Source organism: Pseudomonas sp. Pf153, assembly GCF_001269775.1.
Lineage (GTDB): Bacteria > Pseudomonadota > Gammaproteobacteria > Pseudomonadales > Pseudomonadaceae > Aquipseudomonas > Aquipseudomonas uvaldensis.
On the sequence record NZ_LHVL01000030.1, the window covers coordinates 402,594 to 423,319 of the forward strand.

Genomic DNA, 20,726 nt, shown 5'->3' on the forward strand with positions numbered 1-20,726 from the left:
ACTCGGCGGGAGCAAGCTCCCTCGCCACAGGGAATGGTTTTTGTCGTCTCAATGTATGGTTTGCAATTCGACCAACCGCCCCGCCAACGCCTTGGCCTGACTCGCCACATCAGTCACGGCAGTACTTTCCCACCACATCCCCCGCAACGGCGGGCCCATGGCGAACAAGCGGTCGGCGGGTTCGCCTCGAGCATCCAGCACCGCACCATCGGCACGCGCGGCAATACCCAAGGCCAGCGGCCCCGGCTGGATCAGCCCTCGGGCCAACAGTTGTTGCGGCAACGGCCGTGCAACCCGACGCCAGTCATATTCAATGCCGCTGGAGTTGATCAACGCTGCGCCCTGCACCGCTGCCAGGCCGGCTTGTCCGCGGCGGCGGATGTGAATACCCACTGTGCCCTCGGGAGACGACGCCAGCCCCTTGAACGACGCCGCCTGGATCCGCAACCGCCCTTCCCCATGCAGACGCGCCACCAGCTCCGCGCTCAACGGTGGCGAGCGATGGTGATGACTCTCCCACCATGGACGCACATGCCGCACGAACTGTCGGCGCTGCACATCGCTGGCTTGGTTCCACAAGCGCCCGATGTGTGCGCGCACGGTGTCCAGCGGCGCTTGCCAATCGATCCCCAGGGCGTGGGCCTGGCGGCATTGCTCACGCAGGGCGCGCATCAGTTGGCGTGGCGAACGCAGGCTGTGATCTTCAGCGAGGAAATCCACCCAGGCCGGTGGCTGGCGGCGCACGTGGGGCAGCAGGCCATGGCGGGAAAACACTTCGATCGGCCCGCGGTGCCCGGCCTGCTCCAGGGACACCACGGCGTCGACCATGGTCAGTCCCGAGCCAATGATCAACACCGTGGACTGCGGGTCGAGCTGGCGCATCGCAGCCACATCCCAAGGGTCGAGGGCGGCGGCATTCAAGCCGCTGGATTCGGTCTGCGGGGTGCGCGCCGCCGGGAACATGCCGGTGGCGAGCACCGCGAAACGACCACGCAAGAGTTGGCCGTCGTCCAGCGTCACCATCACGGTATTGTCGGCAAGCCGCAGATCCACGGCCTCCCCGCGCACGTGCTCGGCGGTCGAACCGTTTTGTGCGCCCAACTCGCGAGCCTCGGCCAGACGTTGCTGCACATAGAGGCCGAATATCCCACGGGGTGGAAACAACTCGCTGACCGGCACGTGCTGCTGATCCGATTCGGGCCAGCCGCCGGCTTCGATGAACGCGGTGAGCCATTGGGTCAGGTCATCGGCATTGTCCGGATCGACACTCATCCGTGCGGCGTTGCCATTCAACGTATGGCCCAGTTCCACGGCGCTGTAGGCCTCGCCCCGGCCCAGCTCGCTGCGCGGTTCGACGATCAGGATTTCCCGTCTGCCGGGTAAACGCAGCAACTGCGCCGCCAGCATGGCACCGCTCAGGCCGCCGCCGATGATCAGGATATCCGCTGTGTCCATGCCGCTCTCCCGGTTCAAATCACCACGTTGCGTACGAATATCACCGCCACCGAGCCGTCGTTACGATAGGCATGGGGCTGGTTGCTGGCGAACATGAAAAACTCACCGGCGCCGATACGACGTTCTTCGTTGCCTAACAGTAGCGTCAGGCAGCCCTCGAACACATACAGTTGCTCGCTCCAGCCATCGGCATCGGGTTCGGAATGGTAATGCTCGCCGGGTTCGAGGCGCCATTCCCAGAGCTCGACCTCGCGGCTGGCCGTGGCCTTCGCCAGCAAGACGGCTTTGCTGCCGGGGATGGTCCCCGCCCAAGCCAGCTCGTTGATCCGGCTCGGGTCGCGTGCGTCAGAAGCCTGGATCAAGTCGCTGAAGGCCACGTTCAAAGCCTCCGCGATGCGGTCCAGGGTGGTCAGGCTCACGTTCGTCTCGCCCGCCTCGATCGCTACCAACATCCGCCGACTGACCCCGGACAGTTCCGCCAGCGCGCTTTGGCTGAGCTGCGCGGCATGACGCAGACGGCGGATGTTCTGGCTGACGTGTTGCAGGACGGAGGCCCGCGGGCCATTTTCTTTGTGCACTATATTGCTCATCTCATGGGGCTGCGCATTATACTGCCCAACTTCGGACGCATTGTGCGTCCGCCTCAAGTGACGCGCAAGGACATGGCATCCGTGAATTCTCCCCAGGCTTCTTCCCCTTTCCTGCGCCTCAGCAAAGCCGAGTGCGTGCTGGTGCTGATCACCATGATCTGGGGCGGGACCTTCCTGCTGGTTCAGCACGCCATGACGGTCAGCGGGCCTATGTTTTTCGTCGGCCTGCGCTTTGCTGCCGCGGCGGCGTTCGTGGCCTTGTTCTCCTGGCGCCATCTGCGGGACCTGACCCTGTTCGAGCTCAAGGCTGGGGCGTTCATCGGCGTGGCCATCATGCTCGGCTATGGCTTGCAGACCGTCGGCCTGCAGACCATCCCCAGCAGCCAGTCGGCGTTCATCACCGCGCTCTACGTCCCGTTCGTGCCATTATTGCAATGGCTGGTGCTGGGTCGTCGGCCAGGCTTGATGCCCAGCATTGGCATTATGCTGGCGTTCACTGGGTTGATGCTGCTGTCGGGACCTGCCGGCGCTTCGCTGAACTTCAGCGTCGGCGAAATCGCCACACTGATCAGCGCCATCGCGATTGCCGCCGAGATCATCCTGATCAGTACTTATGCCGGCCAGGTCGACGTGCGCCGGGTCACCGTGGTGCAGCTGGCAAGCACGGCGGTGCTGGCCTTCCTGATGGTGGTACCGACTCAGGAAACGATTCCGCACTTTTCCTGGTTCCTGCTGTTCAGCGCCGTGGGCCTGGGGGCCGCCAGCGCGGCGATCCAGGTGGCGATGAACTGGGCGCAGCGAAGCGTGTCGCCGACCCGCGCCACATTGATCTATGCCGGTGAGCCGGTGTGGGCCGGCATCGCCGGGCGCCTAGCTGGCGAACGCTTGCCGGCGATTGCCTTGTTCGGCGCGGCTCTGATCGTGGCGGCGGTGATTGTCAGTGAGTTGAAGATGCGGGGCAAAGAGATTGTCGAGGTGGATGGGGGGCTTGAGCGCGAGCAGTGACGCGGGTCACCTGCAATGATGATGGAACCTGTGGCGAGGGACCTAGCTTCCTCGCCAAGCGTCAGTATGTATGGCGTGCTATCTCCTGACTGGCCATTACCCAAGCGCCTTCAATCACGCGCTTCGACGTTCGTTGAACACAACATAGAGTGGCTCCAATCCCGAATCCTGGGGAAACACCACGACGTAATCATCGAATCGAACACCTTCGATGGAGTCAAAGGCTGCCAACATCGGCACCGGTGAAGCGTGAATAAAACCGGCAGAATCGAGTCGATTTCGCTCGGACGCAACCGGCGCCTCCAAGCTGTCCGCACCGGTCCACTCAATCACTCGGGGCTGCGGGCCGTCCGTAGTCAAGCGAAAAGCCCGTCCAGCCTCATCCCAAGCCGCGGGCCTTACGCGCACCTTGGACGGCAACATACCCGTAGCTGGCGTGATGTATATCTGAAAAAGCTCACGTATTTCTTTCAGGCCTCTGAAATGGCTGCCGGGTTTTGTCGCGACTGTTGCAGTGCTCATTCGCAACGGCAACGCCACCTCACCTTGCTGTGCGGCCAGGGTCTGCCAGTCCTGTTCAATGGCAGAGATCTCGGCCAACGCCACACACAGGCCGAAACGCACCTCTTTGGTTCGACTGACAAGATCAAAACTCAGAACCTCGGCATATTGCCCGGTGTGGCCCTGCTCCGAATGTGTCATCAACCAATTGAACTCGGCGACGGCTGAACGAATGGATTTTTGCAATTCCACCCGTTGACGGGTCTTGAGCGGCGGCGCGGCACTCAGCAACAGGTTCGGGTGCCTCATATCGTTGGCAGCGGACAAACGAAACAATGTCGGTCTGCCGGCCTGCCCACGCAACCGTATCAATTGCTCCATGGAACGCTCCAGTACAGCTTCAGCGGCAGCGTGAAGAACGGCATGCCGCTGGGCGATCGAGGAGAGACGCGCAAGATAACGACCATGATTGGCAGCGGCCTGCCGTGCATTCGCTTGCCAGAGCGCCTGATCGGATTTGTTATAAGCGAGATCACGTTGGGCTCCACTCAAAGCGAACTCGACACGCATTTTATGTCGCTCGAACGTACGAACGGCCATGACCACTTCGTGTTGTGCCTGCTCCAATCGCCGCATCCCCTGTTCGAGTGCGTCCAACGTCTGCTCTGCATCGTGCTGGTTTTGTCGTTGCCGCGTCGCAAGCTCCAGCTGGGTAAAGACTTTTTCAACCGTCTGCTCTGCGGCGGTGACATCCGAGGCCAACTGCTGTGCATTGGCAAGTTCGCGCTGGGCTCTTGCCGTCGCGTGTTGCGCCATGCTCAAGCGAGGCGCGGGCTTCGCCGGGGCAGGCAACACTCCGCCCTTGAAGGGAACAACGTTTTTGTTGAAATGCCACTGCTTTACGAAGTGGATAATCGTTTCCGGGGCATTGGTATACCCGGTGTCCTCAGGGTAAAACAGCAGGTCCGCACCTTCGGGGTGCCCGACGATTCGATCGAAGTGGTTGATTAGTCGGTCATGTTCTTCTTTGCCCATGCCGACATTCCAGATTCTCCCTACGAACGCCTGAAACTCGGTTTCAGTGTAATCCTGGAGTTTGGGTTTAAGTTCCATCTATGGTTTTCCTTGTTTGAGCATTCGTCCTCGGGAACGCACTTGCTTGGCAGATCGAACAGATGCGTTCGCCGGGGCTCATTTATTCGGGCTTGAAGCCGGGTTTGTCATTTCGGGCGCGCCATTCCTTGACTTCTTTCAGGATGCCGGCGGGGCTGTCTTCCTGGCCTTCCTTGGGATAATAAATCACATCGGACTTTGACGGATGTTGCGTAACACGTTCGAAGTGATCTGCCAGCAAGTCCCAATATTTACTCAGAGCACAACCTTGCAATTTGGTTTTATTGTCAAAAAACTCTTCAAGGAACAGCAGAAACTCCGCCTCAGTGTAATCTTCAATACTATTTTTCAAGTTGATCATTTTTCTTCGCTCCGTGTATTCCTATATGGCATCGAGGCGTCACCACCGAAAGATTGTCCATGCCGTACACGTCCCCACCATCCGTAACCCTAATGTGATGATGAAGTTCAAAGCTCTGTCGTCCTCCAGCAACGTCAGACGCTACTGCGCGTGGGGCCACTCCATTTCGCATTTTTACTAAATTCGAATTGTTAAATTGCCGGCTCAGTTCCGCATCCGCCGCCACCGCCATCCAAAACGCCTCCCTGAACCGATGAAAGTTCGCAAACTCTCTCCCCCTCAGTTGATCCGCAATCCGATCAGGAACAGGCACACCTGTCGTCCTGGCTGCCTCCCCCAACCAAAGACCCGACACTGGCTGCCCAAACCCGAGCGCCACGCCAGGATCATCCCGCCGGTCATAAAACAGCGCATCCGGCGAAGGCAACTCCATATCCGCCGGGAACCCCGGAATACTCGCACCGGTTGGCCCCGGATCAACAGCCGGAAACGTCTCGTTTTGCGGTAGGACGGGGATTACAGGGTTACCTGGATAAACCGGCGAAAGCGGCGGCGTAATCGGCGAGGTGGTCGGACCGAGCAGTTCAACACCCGGCGGCGCCAGGGGCGTTCGGGTGCCCGTGCCGATCGGTGGCGCCGGCCAAGGTATAACGGCCGGGACGATTCCCGGCCTGCCGTGCTCGCTGTCTGGCGTAGTGATGCTGATACGGTCGAGGTTGAACGGGTTTTCACCCCATTCCGCCCGCGCTTGATAACGCAGTTCGAACTCACGGCGTTCACCGACCCATGTGCTTTTCGGCGCATAGGGCGCAAAACCTCGTTCGATGCGCTTTTGGTTGATGTCGCCCGGGACTTTTAGGAAAAAGCCACCTATCTTGTACGATTCTGCGACACCCTCGCGGTTGGTGATCTGGAATACGCCACGTATGATCCCTGCTATCCACCCGCCGAATAGAAACCTATGTCCCTGATAGTTCTATTGCTTTTGCCCTTCCTCGGCAGTTGTGTCGCGGCGCTGTTGCCGCATAACGCCCGTAACGCCGAATCATTGCTGGCTGGCCTGGTCGCCTTGGCCGGCACGGTCCAGGTGGCCTTGCTGTACCCGCAGATCGCCGACGGCGGCGTGATCCGCGAGACCTATGCCTGGTTGCCCAGCCTGGGCCTGGATTTCGTGCTGCGCCTGGACGGCTTTGCCTGGCTGTTTTCGCTGCTGGTGCTGGGCATCGGCACGCTGGTTTCGCTGTATGCGCGCTACTACATGTCCCCGGATGATCCGGTGCCACGTTTCTTCGCATTTTTACTGGCGTTCATGGGCGCCATGCTGGGGCTGGTGATTTCCGGCAATCTGATCCAGATGGTGTTTTTCTGGGAGCTGACCAGCCTGTTCTCGTTCCTGCTGATCGGCTATTGGCACCACCGCGCCGATGCCCGACGCGGTGCCTATATGGCGTTGATGGTGACCGGGGCCGGTGGGCTGTGCCTGTTGGCCGGGGTGATGCTGCTCGGGCATGTGGTGGGCAGTTATGACTTGGATCGGGTCCTGGCCGCTGGCAATACCATTCGTGCCCACGCCCTCTACCCGGCCCTGCTTTCACTGATCCTGATCGGCGCGCTGAGCAAAAGCGCCCAGTTCCCTTTCCACTTCTGGCTGCCCCACGCCATGGCCGCGCCCACACCGGTATCGGCGTATCTGCACTCGGCCACCATGGTCAAGGCCGGGGTGTTCCTCCTGGCGCGGTTGTGGCCGTCGCTGTCGGGCAGCGAACAGTGGTTCTACATCGTTGGCGGCGCGGGTGCCTGTACGCTGATGCTGGGCGCCTACTGCGCGATGTTCCAGAACGACCTCAAGGGCCTGCTGGCCTACTCCACCATCAGCCACCTCGGCCTGATCACGCTGCTGTTGGGCCTCAACAGTCCGTTGGCGGCGGTGGCGGCGGTGTTCCATATCCTCAACCACGCCACCTTCAAGGCCTCGCTGTTCATGGCCGCCGGGATCATCGACCATGAGAGCGGCACCCGCGACATTCGCAAGCTCAGTGGACTGGTGCGGCTGATTCCGTTCACGGCAACGCTCGCCATGGTCGCCAGCGCGGCGATGGCCGGGGTGCCGTTGCTCAACGGCTTCCTGTCCAAGGAAATGTTTTTCGCCGAGACCGTCTTCATCTCCGCCACGACCTGGGTCGAACTGTCGCTGCCCATCATCGCCACCCTTGCCGGAACGTTCAGCGTCGCCTACTCCCTGCGCTTCACCGTGGACGTGTTCTTCGGCCCCACCGCCACCGACCTGCCCCTCACCCCCCACGAACCGCCGCGCTGGATGCGGGCACCGGTGGAGTTACTGGTGTTTGCCTGCCTGTTGGTGGGGATCTTCCCGGCCCAGGTAGTCGGTTCCCTGCTCGCCGCCGCTGCGTTGCCGGTAGTAGGCGGCCCCCTGCCTGATTACAGCCTGGCGATCTGGCATGGCCTGAACGCGCCGATGGTCATGAGCTTGGTGGCGATGTCCGGCGGCATCGTCCTGTACCTGCTGCTTCGCAAACGATTCAAGCGCGGGCAGATCTTGCAGCCACCGCTTATTGGCCGGCTCAGCGGCAAGCGGCTGTTCGAGCGCAGCCTGGTGTTGATGATGCGCCTGAGCCGTCGGCTGGAACGGCAAATCAGCACCCGACGTCTCCAGGCCCAACTGTTCCTGCTGGTGCTGGTCGCGGTCCTGGCCGGGCTGATTCCGATGTTGCACAGCACGCTGGTCTGGGGTGATCGACCGAAGATTCCTGGTTCCATCGTGTTCGTCATTCTCTGGCTGCTGGCAATCGCCTGCGCATTGGGCGCGGCCTGGCAGGCCAAGTATCACCGGCTCGCGGCCCTGACCATGGTCAGCGTCTGCGGCCTGATGACCTGCGTGACCTTCGTCTGGTTCTCCGCTCCCGACCTGGCCCTGACCCAGTTGGTGGTGGAAGTGGTGACCACTGTGCTGATCCTGCTGGGCCTGCGCTGGTTGCCACGGCGGATCGAGGACGCCTTGCCGCGCCCCAACAGCGAACGGCGTGCTCGCGTGCGTCGCCTGCGGGACTTGCTGCTGTCCTTCTCCGTGGGCGGCGGCATGGCGCTGCTGTCCTATGCGATGCTGACACGCCAGACCCCTAACGACATTTCCTCGTTCTACCTCAGCCGGGCCTTGCCCGAAGGCGGCGGTAGCAATGTGGTGAACGTGATGCTGGTGGACTTTCGCGGCTTCGACACCCTGGGAGAGATCACCGTGCTGGTCGCGGTCGCCCTGGCCGTGTTCGCCCTGTTGCGGCGTTTCCGGCCACCAAAGGAAAGCATGCAGCTCCCGGCGCAACAGCGACTGCTGGCACCTGACGTGGTCACTGACCTGGTCAACCCGCGTCACGCCAGTGACACAGCCCTGGGCTTCATGATGGTGCCGTCGGTGCTGGTGCGCCTGCTGTTGCCGATTGCCCTGGTGGTGTCGTTCTACCTGTTCATGCGCGGTCACAACCAACCGGGCGGCGGCTTCGTGGCCGGGCTGGTGATGTCGGTGGCGTTCATCCTGCAATACATGGTCGCCGGCACTCAGTGGGTCGAGGCGCAAATGAGCCTGCGTCCCCTGCGCTGGATGGGCACCGGGCTGCTCTTCGCCACGGTCACCGGTCTTGGCGCAATGGCCGTGGGTTATCCGTTCCTGACCACCCACACCTGGCACCTCGAGTTGCCGTTGCTGGGCGATATTCATGTGGCCAGTGCGCTGTTCTTCGACATCGGCGTGTATGCGGTAGTGGTCGGCTCGACCCTGCTGATCCTCACCGCCCTGGCCCACCAATCGGTGCGGGCCCACAAGCCGGGCCTGCAGGCCAAATCCACAGCCCCCGTCTCAGGAGCCGCCATCTGATGGAAGAAGTCATCGCAATTGCAATCGGTGTCCTGGCCGCCTCCGGTGTCTGGCTGGTGCTGCGGCCACGGACCTTCCAGGTGGTCATGGGCCTGTGCCTGCTGTCCTACGGCGTCAACCTGTTCATCTTCAGCATGGGCAGCCTGTTCATCGGCAAGGAACCGATCATCAAGGATGGCGTGCCCCAGAATCTGCTGCACTACACCGACCCGTTGCCCCAGGCCCTGGTGTTGACTGCCATCGTGATCAGCTTCGCCATGACCGCATTGTTCCTGGTGGTGCTGCTGGCCTCCCGGGGCTTGACCGGCACCGACCATGTGGACGGCCGGGAGCCCAAGGAATGATGTTGACGCCTCACCTGATCGCCGCCCCCATCCTGCTGCCGCTGCTGACCGCCGCCTTGATGCTGATGCTGGGCGAAAAGCACCGTACGCTCAAAGCACGGATCAACCTGTTCTCCACGCTACTGGGGCTGGGTATCGCGGTGTTGTTGCTGCGCTGGACCCAGGACCAGGCCTTGCCCGCCTCCATTGGCGTATACCTGCCGGGCAACTGGCAGGCGCCTTTCGGCATCGTGCTGGTGGTCGATCGCCTGTCGGCCCTGATGCTGGTACTGACCGGCATCATCGGTTTCAGCGCCCTGCTCTTCGCCACCGCCCGCTGGCACAGCGCCGGGGCGAGCTTCCATGCGCTGTTCCAGATCCAACTGATGGGTCTCTACGGTGCTTTCCTCACGGCGGACCTGTTCAACCTGTTCGTGTTTTTCGAGGTGCTGCTGGCGGCTTCCTACGGGTTGCTGCTGCATGGCTCGGGCCGGGCACGGGTGTCGTCGGGGCTGCATTACATTTCCATCAACCTGCTGGCCTCGTCGCTGTTCCTGATCGGCGCGGCGCTGATCTACGGGGTTACCGGCACCCTGAACATGGCCGACCTGGCATTGAAAGTGCCTCTCGTCCCCGAAGCCGACCGGGGCCTGCTGCACGCCGGAGCGGCCATTCTCGCCGTGGCGTTCCTGGCCAAGGCCGGCATGTGGCCGCTGAACTTCTGGCTGGTGCCGGCGTACAGCGCTGCCAGCGCGCCGGTGGCGGCATTGTTCGCGATCATGACCAAGGTGGGTGTCTACACGATCCTGCGCCTGTGGACGCTGCTGTTTTCCGGCCAGGCCGGTGCTTCGGCGTATTTCGGCGCAGACTGGCTGATCTATGGCGGCATGGCGACCATCGTCTGCGCCGCCATCGCCATCCTCGCGGCCCAGCGCCTGGAGCGTATGGCAAGCCTGAGCATCCTGGTATCCGCCGGTATCCTGTTGTCGGCCATCGGCTTCGCCCAGCCAAATCTTGTGGGCGCAGCGCTGTTTTACCTGGTGAGTTCAACCCTGGCGCTGTGTGCGCTGTTCCTGCTGGCGGAGTTGATCGAACGTTCACGCTCGGCCAACGAACTGCCACTGGATGACGATGTCGATGCGCTGCCCCGCCCTCTGGAATCCCTGGAACCGCCCAAGGGCACCAACCTCGATGATGAGCAGAAGGCCGTGGTCGGACAGGTCATCCCCTGGACACTGGCCTTTCTCGGCTTGAGTTTCATTGCCTGTTCGCTGCTGATTGTCGGTATGCCCCCCCTTTCCGGCTTCATCGGCAAGCTGGGCCTGTTGAATGCACTGCTCAACCCCCTGGGGCTTGGCGAGAGCGCTGGACAGTCCGTCTCCCCTCAGGCGTGGGGCCTGCTGGTCTTGCTGATCCTCTCCGGGCTGACCTCGCTGATCGCATTCTCGCGCTTGGGCATTCAACGCTTCTGGACCCCCAAGGAGCGACCATCGCCTTTGCTGCGATCGTTCGAATGCCTGCCGATCATCGTGTTGCTGGGCCTGGGTATCGTGCTGACCTTCAAGGCCGAGCCGCTGCTGCGCTACACCCAGGAGACCGCCGAGGCCCTGAACAACCCTGAGCATTACGTGATGTCGGTGCTCGCCACCGGCGCCATCCCAAGCCCCGATGCCCGCGCCGCGTTACAGGAGGTGCAGCCATGAAGCGCCTGTTCCCCGCACCGTGGCTGTCCCTGGCGCTCTGGATGCTATGGCTGGTCCTGAATCTGTCCGTCAGCGCAGGCCATGTGTTACTGGGGGCGGCGCTGGGCTTTCTGGCACCGTTGCTGATGCGCCCGCTGCGACCACGCCCCATTCGTATCCGTCGCCCATGGACGGTGCTTCGGCTGTTCCTGCGGGTGGGCTTTGACGTGTTGGTGTCCAACCTGGCCGTGGCCTGGGGCGTGGTGAGCGCCGGACGCCGCCCGCCTCGCTCGCGCTTCGTCAAAGTGCCGCTGGATCTGCACGACGCCAATGGCCTGGCGGCATTGTCGATGATCACTACGGTCATCCCCGGGACCGTGTGGTCGGAACTGGCGCTGGATCGCAGCATCCTTTTGATGCATGTGTTCGATCTGGACGACGAAGCTTCGTTCATCGCCCACTTCAAGGCTACCTACGAGCGCCCCTTGATGGAGATCTTCCAATGAGCCCGCTGCTGTCCAACGCGATCCTGTTGAGTCTGTTCCTGTTCTCCCTGGCGCTGGTACTGACCTTGTTGCGGCTGTTCAAGGGCCCCTCGGCACAGGATCGGGTATTGGCCCTGGACTATCTGTACATCGTGGCGATGCTGATGATGCTGGTGCTGGGTATTCGTTATGCCAGCGACACCTATTTCGAGGCGGCGTTGCTGATCGCCCTGTTTGGCTTTGTCGGCTCGTTCGCCCTGGCCAAGTTCCTGCTGCGTGGCGAGGTGATCGAATGAATGGGCAATTGTCGATGTGGATCGAAGGCGCAGTGGCAATCCTGCTGGTGCTCGGCAGCCTGCTCGCCCTGCTCGGGGCAATCGGTCTGGTACGGTTGAAAGACTACTTCCAGCGGATGCACCCGCCGGCCCTGGCCTCGACACTGGGCGCCTGGTGCGTGGCGCTGGCCTCGATCGTGTATTTTTCGGCGCTCAAGTCCGGGCCGGTACTGCACGCCTGGCTGATCCCGATCCTGCTGTCGATCACCGTACCGGTGACCACCCTGCTGCTGGCCCGGGCGGCGTTGTTTCGCAAGCGCATGGCAGGGGATGATGTGCCAGCGGAGGTCAGTAGTCGCAGGAGCGAATGAGGTATCTTCAGGCCCAGGCGACCGCCAGCAACCCCGCCCCGAGCACGACACACAACGGCGAATAAACCCAGGTGTCGAGCTTGGCAAACGTCGAGTCCTTGAACTCCTTGAAGAATCCCACCAGCTCCGATTCGCCGATGGCCCGGGCGAACATCAGCAAGGCAATCGCACTGATCACCCATTGCAAGGCCCGATGGGTGACCGGCGGTGCCAGCAGGCCGACCCGCAGGCATACCAGAACGGCAATCAACAGCAGCGCCAGGGCCACCAGCAAGGTCAACCAGCCCGACGGATCGAACGCCGGACGCAACGTGTCGCCCTGTCGCACCGGAACCTGGGGTACCACTGCCAGGACGGCCCATCGTCCGCCCAAGGCCCAATACAGATGAATCAAGCTGATGGCCGCGAACATCGCGACCAGCGACCGAGCCAATAACAGCGTCATTCGCCAGCCTCCTGGAAAAGGTTGAACATTCATCCTAGCTCGAATTTGATATTTCGCTGGACCGGCGCAGATTGCCAGCTTCCAGCGAAACACTCATTGCCCAGGATCAAGAGTTCAACCGACCGGCGGACGAACGCCTACAGCTGCGCAGACACTTTGTCCGCCACGTCCTTGGGCAGCCACGCCTGCCAGACTTGAGGATGGGCTTTGAGAAAGGCCTCGGCGGCTTCGCGCGGCGGCGTACGCTTTTCGCTCATGTCGGCCAGGGCCTTGTTCAACGGATCGATGGGCAAGTCGACCTTGCTGAAGAACTCGGCGATGTGCGGGTACTGCTTCTGGAACGGCGCTGATACGCCGATGGACAGTTTCGAGGCCAGTGACCGGGTCGGCTTCGGATTGGGGTTGTCGGCATCGGTCAGGGTTTTCCACGCCTGGGCATCAAATGGCGGTTCCTCCAGTTGCACCAGTTTGAAGCGCCCTAGCAAAGGCGTGGGCGACCAGTAATAAAACAGGATCGGTTTGCCCCGGCGGATCGACGAGGTGATTTCCGCATCCAGCGCGGCCCCCGAGCCGCTGCGGAAGTTCACGTAGCTGTCCGTCAGGCCATACGCCTTGAGTTTCTGCTTGTTGACCACCTCGGACGTCCAGCCAATCGGGCTGTTGAGGAAACGCCCCTTGTCGGGACTCTCCGGATCCTTGAACACGTGCTTGTAACGCGCCAGGTCGCTGACGCTGCGCAGGTCCGGCGCCAGAGGCTTGATTCCCTTGGCCGGGTCGCCCTTGATCACGTACTCCGGCACCCACCAGCCTTCGGTGGCGCCCTTGACCGTGTCACCCAGGGCAATCACCTTGCCCTCGGCTTCGGCCTTGACCCACACCGGACTGCGTCCGGCCCACTCTTCGCCGATGACCTGGATATCGTTATTGGCCAGAGCGGTTTCCAGGGTAATGGTGGTGCCTGGCAATGTATCGGTTTTCAGGCCATAACCCTTTTCGACGACGACCCGCAGGATCTCGGTAATCAGGCTGCCGCTTTCCCAGTTCAGATCGGCAAAGTGGATCGGCGCCGAAGCGGCCGCTGCCGGAAGTGGCGAAACCAACACCGCGAAGGCGGCCCAGGCAGCCAGCCACTGTCGAACTCGTTTCATCTGTTGTACCTCGTGCCAGACACAGCCATAGCTGAATGGCCCTGCGTAATTGAACGCGAGCCTACGAATAATTCAGTCAACTGACTGTAGCCGAGGTTCCAGCGAGTTCTGGTGAAAACTGTTGCCGGGTTTGGGGATTCGGAACGTGCGCGGCCTACTTCCTACATTTTTTCACGGAGCTTGCATCGATCATTCGCTGGCCTTGAACGTCACGAGTTCGCCCTTGCGCCACTTCGCGGCTTTAGCGGTAACGGCCTTCAGGGTTTTGGTGATGCCTTCCTGAAGTTGTTCGTTCGCCGCGAACACGGTGACCACGCTATGGCCTTCCTTGAAAAGGATCGCCTCGCCGCCCGACGTCGTTACAAACGCGTAATCCCCAAGGCCATAGGCCGTCAGCTTGATGTCGCGAAACCTGATTTCGAACTTGCCACCCTCGCGACTTGGCAATACCGCCGCACGAAAATGATCACCGACCTTGAGCTCGAGTCTGGGCTTGTCATCCACCACCAGCGCCGACTCGGTATCGATTTCAGCAACATAAATACCTTCGGCGGTCTGCTCGGTGATGTAGACGAAACGTGACTGAAAGAGCTTGACCAGCTTTGCCCGAAGGTCACCCAGTACAAATAACGCATGCATGTCGAGATTACTTACTGCCAAGGAAACATCCCCATCTTTTGAAATAAGGTCCGCTCTGCGCGATGGACGGACAACGAGAATCCGTGCCGACTGTATCGTCGCAATGAACCTGAAACTGAAATTCGAAGTGAACGGCGTACCCTGTCCCGGGCGAGAGAAGACTAAAGGATTGTCGCTCTCGCCGTCTTTCCCGGGGGTCGTCAGGGGCTGAAGGAAATCGCCACTCTGAACGCCGGAAAATGTCGGACTACTAACTTTAGGGAAATTTCACACTTAAAAAAGCATTTTTCTGACATCGAGCCTGAAAAAAATTGCTTTAGATAGGCACAACCGTCCATACGGTGCCGTCGATTCTAGAGCACCCGTACGCACGGAGACTACTCAAAACCCCCGGCAATTCGTCGGTAAGCCATAGAAAAGGAATTCACATGGACACCTTCACACCCTTGATCCAACCCGCCACGCCTTGCATCGTCGATACCCACGAACCCCCTGGCAGGGTCGAATGCCTCAAGGTTGCCCTGTTCCAACCGCGTTATCGGGTCGTCCTGGCCGGCAAGTGTTTTTTCCATATTGAAGAAACGTCGACTGGCCGTGTAAGGGGTTTCCGCGCAGATCATAACGAAGCCTGTTACCTCGCCAGGCACCTGGAACACAGCGCTTGAACATCGGCGTGCAAACAATAGAACTCTTGGCGTCCGCTTGCCTCAGATAAAGGAACGCAACCGAAGCGCCATGACGGCGCATGCCCCAAGGAGAATCCCATGGAACAGCCTTCCCACGAACTCAAGACCCTGTTCGACCAATTGGGCCTGCCCTCGGACGGCAAAGCCATCGACGACTTCATCATGGCGCATCCACTGGCGCCGGAAACCAAACTGGTGGAGGCCGACTTCTGGTCGGATCAGCAGAAAGACCTGCTTCGGGAATGGCTGCTCGCCGATGGCGAGGAGGCCGTGCTGGTGGATCAGTTGAATGTGCGATTGCACGACGGTAAATAGTGTCCGGGGGCATCCGTTGAACGTAAAACCGGCCTGTGTGGCAGGGAGATTGCTCCCTGGCCACAGGGTTCTGCGTTTTCCAGTGTTCGGTGCGTTATCGTGGTTTCTCGGGTTTGTAACCCAGTCGCAGCCCGCCCCAATGGCGTCCCTTGATCATGATCGGTACGGACAAATCGTGCATCAGCTCGCCGGTGTCACGGGTGTAGGTCTGCAATAAAACGGGCTGTTGGTGGCTGCCACACCGTATGCCGGTGCGGTCGGAAAACTTGCGCTTGGTGCGGTTGTTCAGCGTATCCACCTGGGGATCGCCGGTCAGCGGCTGGCTGAAAACCTTGTTGTGCGTCGGCACGTAGCCCTGTTGGGTGCAGGCGATGGCAAACACCAGGCCCTCGTGCCGTGCGAGCAGCGGCTCCTGGATGGCCGGCAGGACCTGATCGGTGTAACGGTCGAAACGGGTCTGGTATTTGGCCGGCTGGGTGTTGGGGATGGGCTGGTAATTACGATCGAACAGGTCGTCCAGGCTGATGCGGCCCTGGTCGATGTCCTCCTCGAATTGTGCGGCGATCTGGCCGGCTCCTTCCTTTGCCAGATCGTAGACCCGCTGGTGATAATCATCGAGCCCCACTTCGGCCAGGCGTTCGCTGATGGTTTCGGCCTGGCCTTCCATCTGCACCGCCGCCTCGGCCAGGCGCTGGGTTTGCTGGTCGCTGACGCAAAGGTCGCTGCGCATCTGCTCGATGGCATGGAACAGGCTGTCGAGTTGTTCGCGATTGGTGTCGGTGCCCTGGGCGATGGCGCCGACCTGATTCTCGACACCGGCGGCGAGCCGGGCGATGTTTTCCAGGTGCTGTCCGGTGTGCTCGACCTGCTGGACGCCACTGTCCAGATCACCGGCCAATTGACGGATCTGCTCGACCACCTGGGCGGTGCGTTGCTGGATATCCGCGACCATGACCCCGACTTCCCCGGTCGCCGCGGCTGTACGACCGGCAAGGCCCCGCACCTCATCGGCCACCACCGCGAATCCTCGGCCATGCTCGCCGGCCCGTGCGGCCTCGATGGCGGCGTTCAGCGCCAGCAGATTGGTCTGGCTGGCGATGGACTGGATCACCAGAGTAACTCGCTGGATCTCATCGCTGCGCACGCTCAACGCCTCGATTAGCTCGCGGCTGTCGTTTGCGCGCTGGCTGAGCTGGTGCATGCGGCTGATGGATTCCACCAACTCGCTACGACCCGCCACGCTGCTGCGATGGGCCTCGCTGGCGGCGCCCAGGGCCTGCTGACTGAGTTGCGAGGTGGCCTGCTCGGTGGCGATCATCGCTTCGGCGTTGCTGACAATTTGGGCGGCGGCATCGAGCTGCGACTGGACCCTGCCGGCCAGTTGCTTGACCGAATAGGCGACACCGGCCGCCGACAAGGCGTTGTGGCTGGTGGTATAGGACAGGTCACGGGTCAGCCCGGCCAGGGCATCGGCGTCAGCCACCGTTTCAGGCGCGGTGGTCAGACGCGAGCGCAGGCGCGGCAACCAGACGATCAGCATCACCAGCGGCAGGGCCAGGTACAGCGACCATCCGCCCAGCGCCATGCCGCACAGCAGCAGGGTCAACGCCAGACTTTGCAAGGTCGGCGTCAGCCAGCGCGCCGTACGTTGTGTCTCAGGCACCGAGGAAGGCACCGCACCCGCCAGAGATCCGTCTGTCGCCATGTTCGTCACCCACACTTCTCGTTGTTATGCCTGCATTAAACGCCACTACCGAGCCATTATCCATGGTCCATTAGTCGTGTTTTTTGCAGTAGATCAACGTTAGCCGGGAGAGAAAACACAAAAAGATCGCAATCTTGGGCAGCGGTTGCCCCAGGTTGCGATCTTTTTGCCGGAGAATCAGGCCTGACGCTGGTGCTTGTCGATCTGCTCGTGACGTTCCTGGGCTTCGATGCAGTACTTGGTGGTCGGGCTGATGAGCAGGCGCTTGAGGCCAATCGGCTCGCCGCTGTCGTCGCACCAGCCGAAGCTTTCGTCGTTGATGCGATCCAGGGCCTGCTCCAACTGGGGCAGCATGCGCTGGTCACGGTCGATGGCGTTGACCAGCCAGGTACGCTCTTCTTCTACGGATGCAGCGTCCGCGGGGTCGGCCGGGGAGTCCAGGCTTTCAATGGCGATTCGGTTCTGTTCGATGCGCTCGTGGGTTTCGACTTTCATGTTCTGCAACAGCTTGGTGAAGAAAGCCAGCTGCTCGGCGTTCATGTAGTCATCCGCCGGCATGGCCAGCAACTTTTCCTTTGTCATTGATTTCTCTATAAAAAACGTGCATTAAGGCGAATTATGGAGCGTCCCGCGACTTTTCATGCAAAGCCCAAGCTGCCACGCTCATCGGGAAAGGCGCCGTTTATTGCAGCGCCACCCGGCACTCAATTTACGAGGGGCGGCAGTCTAAGGCCGAGTGGAGGCCTCAGCAACTGAAAACATAGGGAAAATGTCCGACAACCCCTTTAAAAACCGTCTGACAGACGTCTGGCGATCATCGGAGTGCGTTTATAACAAGAAATTCGGTGCCGTGGCTGTATTAAGAAGACAAATGGCAACGCCACGCGGGTCAGGCGTGGCGCTTTGTCGCAACCCTTCGGGGATCAGCGCTTGAGTTTGCGTTTGTTGCGGTACTGGTCGATCACCACCGCCACGACAATGATCAGACCCTTGATGATGTCCTGGATGTAGGCATCGACACCGACGAAAGTGAAGCCGCTGGCCATGACGCCCAGGATCAGCGCCCCGATCACCGTACCGGTGATACGCCCCACCCCACCCGCCAGACTGGTGCCGCCGATAACCGCCGCGGCAATCGCATCCAGCTCATAGGACATGCCCATGCCAGCCTGTCCTGTGGCGGCCCGAGCCGAGGCGACCACACCGGCCAACCCCGCCAGCAGCCCGGCAATGCTGTAGACGATTACCAGGTGACGCTTGACGTTGATCCCCGAAGTCCGCGCCGCCTGCATGTTGCCGCCGATGGCGTAGGTGTATTTACCGTACTTGGTGTAGCGCAGGGCAATGTGAAAGATCACCGCCACCACCAGAAAGATGATCACCGGCATGGCGCCATGGCCGATGGCAGTGTAGGAATCCGACAGCATGCTCACCGGTTGGCCTTCGGTGTAGTAACGCGCCAGCCCGCGGGCCGAGACCATCATGCCAAGGGTGGCGATAAAAGGTGGAATGCCGGTGATCGCGATGATGCTGCCGTTGATTGCGCCAGCCAGCAACCCGACGCCCAACCCCGCCACAACCGGAATCCAGGCCGGCAGATCGGTCAGGGAAGGAAACACCGCCCGGGCAAAGTCCGACGTCTGGGCAAGGCTGGCGGCGATCATCGCCGACAGCGCCAGCACCGAGCCGGACGACAGGTCGATACCCGTGGTGATAATGACCTGGGTCACGCCGATGGCCAGCAGGCCGATGATCGACACTTGCAGGATCATCAATACCAGGCGCTGGGAATTCATCAGGAAGCTCTGGTCGCGCATGATCCAGCCAAACAGTTCGAACACCAGGCCGATGCCGATCAGCACCAGGAAGATACTCAGCTCCGTCGGCAACCGCCGGCGCGTCCTGGCCGGTGCCGCCGCAGGTTTGTTCTCCAGTATCGCGTTCATAGCCACTCACCTTTTTATTGCGTGTCGACGGCGCGGGGATCGCTGTCGATTCGTTTGATCGCGAGGGTTTGTACGAAAAGTCGCCGAGCGGCGATCAGGCAAGGCGAGCTGTTTTCAACGCAGCATGACCGTTGCGCAGGCACTTTTTGTACAAAGCCTAATGGACCACGGACAAACCCGAGGCCAGTTGCATGACCCGCTCCTGGGTCGCTTCGTCACGGTCGAGGATGCCCATCTGATCGCCTTCGTGCATGACCAGCACCCGATCGCTCATGCCCAGCACCTCGGGCAACTCCGAAGAAATCATGATGACCGCCATGCCCTCGCTGGCGAGGTAGGCAATGAGCCGATAGATCTCGGCCTTGGCGCCGACATCGATGCCGCGGGTCGGCTCATCGAGGATCAGAATGCGTGGGTTGGTCATCAGCCAGCGGGCCAGCAGCGCCTTCTGCTGGTTGCCGCCGGAGAGGGTATCGATGCATTGCTCCAGCGAGGGCGTCTTGACCCTCAACTTTTTGCACATGTCCTCGCACAGGGCGCGCAAGGCCTTCTGTTGGATGAAGCCGTTGCCGACGTAATGAGGCAACACCGCCATTTCCATGTTTTCCAGCACCGACAGGCACGGGAACAGGCCGCTGAGTTTGCGGTCCTCGGTCAACAGCGCGAACCCTTTCTCGATAGCCATGTGCGGGTCAGTAATGCGCACCGGTTGGCCGTCGAGCAGGATTTCACCACCGGTAGCGGGCGTCACACCGAAGATCGCCTCGGCCACGTTGGTCCGACCCGACCCCATCAACCCGGCGATCCCCAGGATTTCCCCGGCGTGCAAATCGAAGGACACGTCCTTGAAAACACCTTCCAGGCTCAGGTCGCGCACCGACAACAAGCGCTCGCCGATGGGTTTTTCCCGCTCCGGAAACAGTTGGCTCAGTTCACGCCCGACCATCATCGAGATCAGGCTGTCGCCGTCCATACTGTCGGCCCGTTGCAGGCCGATGTACGCGCCATCGCGGAACACCGCCACTTCATCGGCGATGGCGAACACTTCATTCATCTTGTGGGTGATGTAGATGATGCCCTTACCCTGGGCCTTGAGGTCGGCAATGATCGAGAACAAATGGGCGACTTCCGTTTCGGTGATGGCTGAGGTCGGTTCGTCCATGATCAGAATGTCGGAGTCGTAGGACACGGCCTTGGCAATTTCCACCATCTGCCGCTCGGCAATGCTCAGGTTGCCCACCTGTTCCTCGGGGTCGAGGTTGATGCGCAGGCGCTCCAGCAGCCTGGCAGTGCAGCGATGCATTTCCCTGTGATCGATCATGTGCAGGCCATTGAGCTGCTCGCGACCGATCCAGATGTTCTCGGCGATGCTCATGTGGGGCATGAGATTCAGTTCCTGGTGGATCATCGCGATGCCGGCCTGCAACGCGGCCAGGGGCGTGTCGAACGACACCGGCTTACCCCGCAGGCGCAACTCGCCGGCATCCGGCTGGTAAATACCGGCGATGATCTTCATCAGGGTGGATTTACCCGCGCCGTTTTCCCCCATCAAGGCCAGCACGGAGCCGGGACGCACCCGCAATTGCACGTCGGACAGGGCCACCACGCCGGGAAAGCCTTTGCTGACATTCACAACTTCCAACAGGTACGGCTCGTCGGGTGATGCGTCCGGTCGGGCTATCGGTGCCGGGGCGCTCGAAGCAGTCGCTGAGGCGAACATGATCAGGTACTCCCTCGGCAAGATCGGCGTGGCGACCTTGCCTGCTGATTATTGTGATTGGGCCTGGGCGTGGAC

21 protein-coding genes are annotated in these 20,726 nt (G+C 61.1%); 9 read left to right on the top strand and 12 right to left on the bottom strand.

All coding sequences use genetic code 11. The features are described 5' to 3' along the window. Positions 1-48: 48 nt before the first annotated feature. Positions 49-1,455 (bottom strand): FAD/NAD(P)-binding protein, encoded by a 1,407-nt coding sequence (locus AD666_RS22890; RefSeq protein WP_053157242.1) that lies wholly within the window; start codon positions 1,453-1,455, stop codon positions 49-51. Between the two features lie 14 nt (positions 1,456-1,469). Beyond that, positions 1,470-2,033 (bottom strand): helix-turn-helix domain-containing protein, encoded by a 564-nt coding sequence (locus AD666_RS22895; protein ID WP_053158837.1) that lies wholly within the window; start codon positions 2,031-2,033, stop codon positions 1,470-1,472. A gap of 15 nt (positions 2,034-2,048) precedes the next feature. Here AD666_RS22895 and AD666_RS22900 point away from each other — a divergent pair, with 15 nt between their 5' ends. Beyond that, complete coding sequence (locus tag AD666_RS22900) at positions 2,049-3,050, top strand: DMT family transporter (protein WP_053157245.1); 1,002 nt, start codon at positions 2,049-2,051, stop codon at positions 3,048-3,050. A gap of 114 nt (positions 3,051-3,164) precedes the next feature. On the opposite strand, the gene AD666_RS22905 is transcribed toward AD666_RS22900, so the two are convergent. The 3 genes from AD666_RS22905 to AD666_RS27075 all read right to left on the bottom strand — a co-directional run bounded on the left by AD666_RS22905 (position 3,165) and on the right by AD666_RS27075 (position 5,458). Further along, entirely contained in the window at positions 3,165-4,664 is a 1,500-nt protein-coding gene (locus AD666_RS22905; RefSeq protein WP_053157247.1) for a bacteriocin immunity protein, read from the bottom strand. 82 nt (positions 4,665-4,746) lie between these two features. Next, complete coding sequence (locus AD666_RS22910) at positions 4,747-5,025, bottom strand: bacteriocin immunity protein (RefSeq protein ID WP_053157251.1); 279 nt, start codon at positions 5,023-5,025, stop codon at positions 4,747-4,749. Further along, on the bottom strand, positions 5,006-5,458 hold the full coding sequence (locus AD666_RS27075; RefSeq protein WP_371259620.1) for an HNH endonuclease signature motif containing protein: 453 nt from the start codon (positions 5,456-5,458) through the stop codon (positions 5,006-5,008). Before AD666_RS27075 ends, AD666_RS22910 begins: the two co-directional genes overlap by 20 nt. A gap of 528 nt (positions 5,459-5,986) precedes the next feature. Here AD666_RS27075 and AD666_RS22915 point away from each other — a divergent pair. The 6 genes from AD666_RS22915 to AD666_RS22940 are packed head-to-tail and all read left to right on the top strand — an operon-like array spanning position 5,987 to position 12,047. Then, positions 5,987-8,911 (top strand): monovalent cation/H+ antiporter subunit A, encoded by a 2,925-nt coding sequence (locus tag AD666_RS22915; protein ID WP_053157254.1) that lies wholly within the window; start codon positions 5,987-5,989, stop codon positions 8,909-8,911. Continuing rightward, positions 8,911-9,255: a Na+/H+ antiporter subunit C gene (locus tag AD666_RS22920; RefSeq protein ID WP_053157256.1), complete on the top strand. Its 345-nt coding sequence runs from the start codon at positions 8,911-8,913 to the stop codon at positions 9,253-9,255. The genes AD666_RS22915 and AD666_RS22920 overlap by 1 nt, the downstream gene beginning before the upstream one ends. Then, on the top strand, positions 9,252-10,937 hold the full coding sequence (locus AD666_RS22925; protein ID WP_053157259.1) for a monovalent cation/H+ antiporter subunit D: 1,686 nt from the start codon (positions 9,252-9,254) through the stop codon (positions 10,935-10,937). Before AD666_RS22920 ends, AD666_RS22925 begins: the two co-directional genes overlap by 4 nt. Then, positions 10,934-11,422: a Na+/H+ antiporter subunit E gene (locus AD666_RS22930; RefSeq protein WP_053157261.1), complete on the top strand. Its 489-nt coding sequence runs from the start codon at positions 10,934-10,936 to the stop codon at positions 11,420-11,422. The genes AD666_RS22925 and AD666_RS22930 overlap by 4 nt, the downstream gene beginning before the upstream one ends. Then, positions 11,419-11,697, top strand: a complete 279-nt coding sequence (locus AD666_RS22935; RefSeq protein ID WP_047700910.1) for a K+/H+ antiporter subunit F — start codon at positions 11,419-11,421, stop codon at positions 11,695-11,697. Before AD666_RS22930 ends, AD666_RS22935 begins: the two co-directional genes overlap by 4 nt. After that, positions 11,694-12,047: a Na+/H+ antiporter subunit G gene (locus tag AD666_RS22940; RefSeq protein ID WP_053157264.1), complete on the top strand. Its 354-nt coding sequence runs from the start codon at positions 11,694-11,696 to the stop codon at positions 12,045-12,047. The genes AD666_RS22935 and AD666_RS22940 overlap by 4 nt, the downstream gene beginning before the upstream one ends. Before the next feature lie 7 nt (positions 12,048-12,054). On the opposite strand, the gene AD666_RS22945 is transcribed toward AD666_RS22940, so the two are convergent. The 3 genes from AD666_RS22945 to AD666_RS22955 form a co-directional block, all read right to left on the bottom strand. After that, complete coding sequence (locus AD666_RS22945) at positions 12,055-12,492, bottom strand: DUF3995 domain-containing protein (protein WP_053157268.1); 438 nt, start codon at positions 12,490-12,492, stop codon at positions 12,055-12,057. A gap of 137 nt (positions 12,493-12,629) precedes the next feature. Then, positions 12,630-13,640, bottom strand: coding sequence for an ABC transporter substrate-binding protein (locus AD666_RS22950; protein ID WP_053157271.1), 1,011 nt, complete (start codon positions 13,638-13,640; stop codon positions 12,630-12,632). A gap of 189 nt (positions 13,641-13,829) precedes the next feature. After that, complete coding sequence (locus AD666_RS22955; protein WP_053157274.1) at positions 13,830-14,279, bottom strand: hypothetical protein; 450 nt, start codon at positions 14,277-14,279, stop codon at positions 13,830-13,832. 428 nt (positions 14,280-14,707) lie between these two features. Between AD666_RS22955 and AD666_RS22960 the strand changes: the two genes are divergently transcribed. Continuing rightward, positions 14,708-14,944 carry a hypothetical protein gene (locus tag AD666_RS22960; RefSeq protein ID WP_053157277.1) on the top strand — a complete coding sequence of 79 codons (237 nt, stop codon included), beginning with the start codon at positions 14,708-14,710 and terminating at the stop codon, positions 14,942-14,944. 99 nt (positions 14,945-15,043) lie between these two features. Next, positions 15,044-15,280, top strand: coding sequence for a DUF2789 family protein (locus AD666_RS22965; protein WP_053157280.1), 237 nt, complete (start codon positions 15,044-15,046; stop codon positions 15,278-15,280). A 94-nt stretch (positions 15,281-15,374) separates the two neighbouring features. Here AD666_RS22965 and AD666_RS22970 read toward each other — a convergent pair whose 3' ends face one another. The 4 genes from AD666_RS22970 to AD666_RS22985 form a co-directional block, all read right to left on the bottom strand. Beyond that, the gene (locus tag AD666_RS22970) at positions 15,375-16,985 is read right to left on the bottom strand and encodes a methyl-accepting chemotaxis protein (RefSeq protein WP_053157282.1); all 1,611 of its coding nucleotides are present in this window, start codon (positions 16,983-16,985) and stop codon (positions 15,375-15,377) included. Positions 16,986-17,162: 177 nt separating this feature from the next. Next, on the bottom strand, positions 17,163-17,567 hold the full coding sequence (locus AD666_RS22975; RefSeq protein ID WP_024780047.1) for a TraR/DksA family transcriptional regulator: 405 nt from the start codon (positions 17,565-17,567) through the stop codon (positions 17,163-17,165). 341 nt (positions 17,568-17,908) lie between these two features. Then, a complete protein-coding gene (locus AD666_RS22980) occupies positions 17,909-18,931 on the bottom strand; it encodes an ABC transporter permease (RefSeq protein WP_042731369.1) in 1,023 nt (340 codons plus the stop codon). A 157-nt stretch (positions 18,932-19,088) separates the two neighbouring features. Then, a complete protein-coding gene (locus AD666_RS22985; RefSeq protein WP_053157285.1) occupies positions 19,089-20,651 on the bottom strand; it encodes a sugar ABC transporter ATP-binding protein in 1,563 nt (520 codons plus the stop codon). Positions 20,652-20,726: the final 75 nt, after the last annotated feature.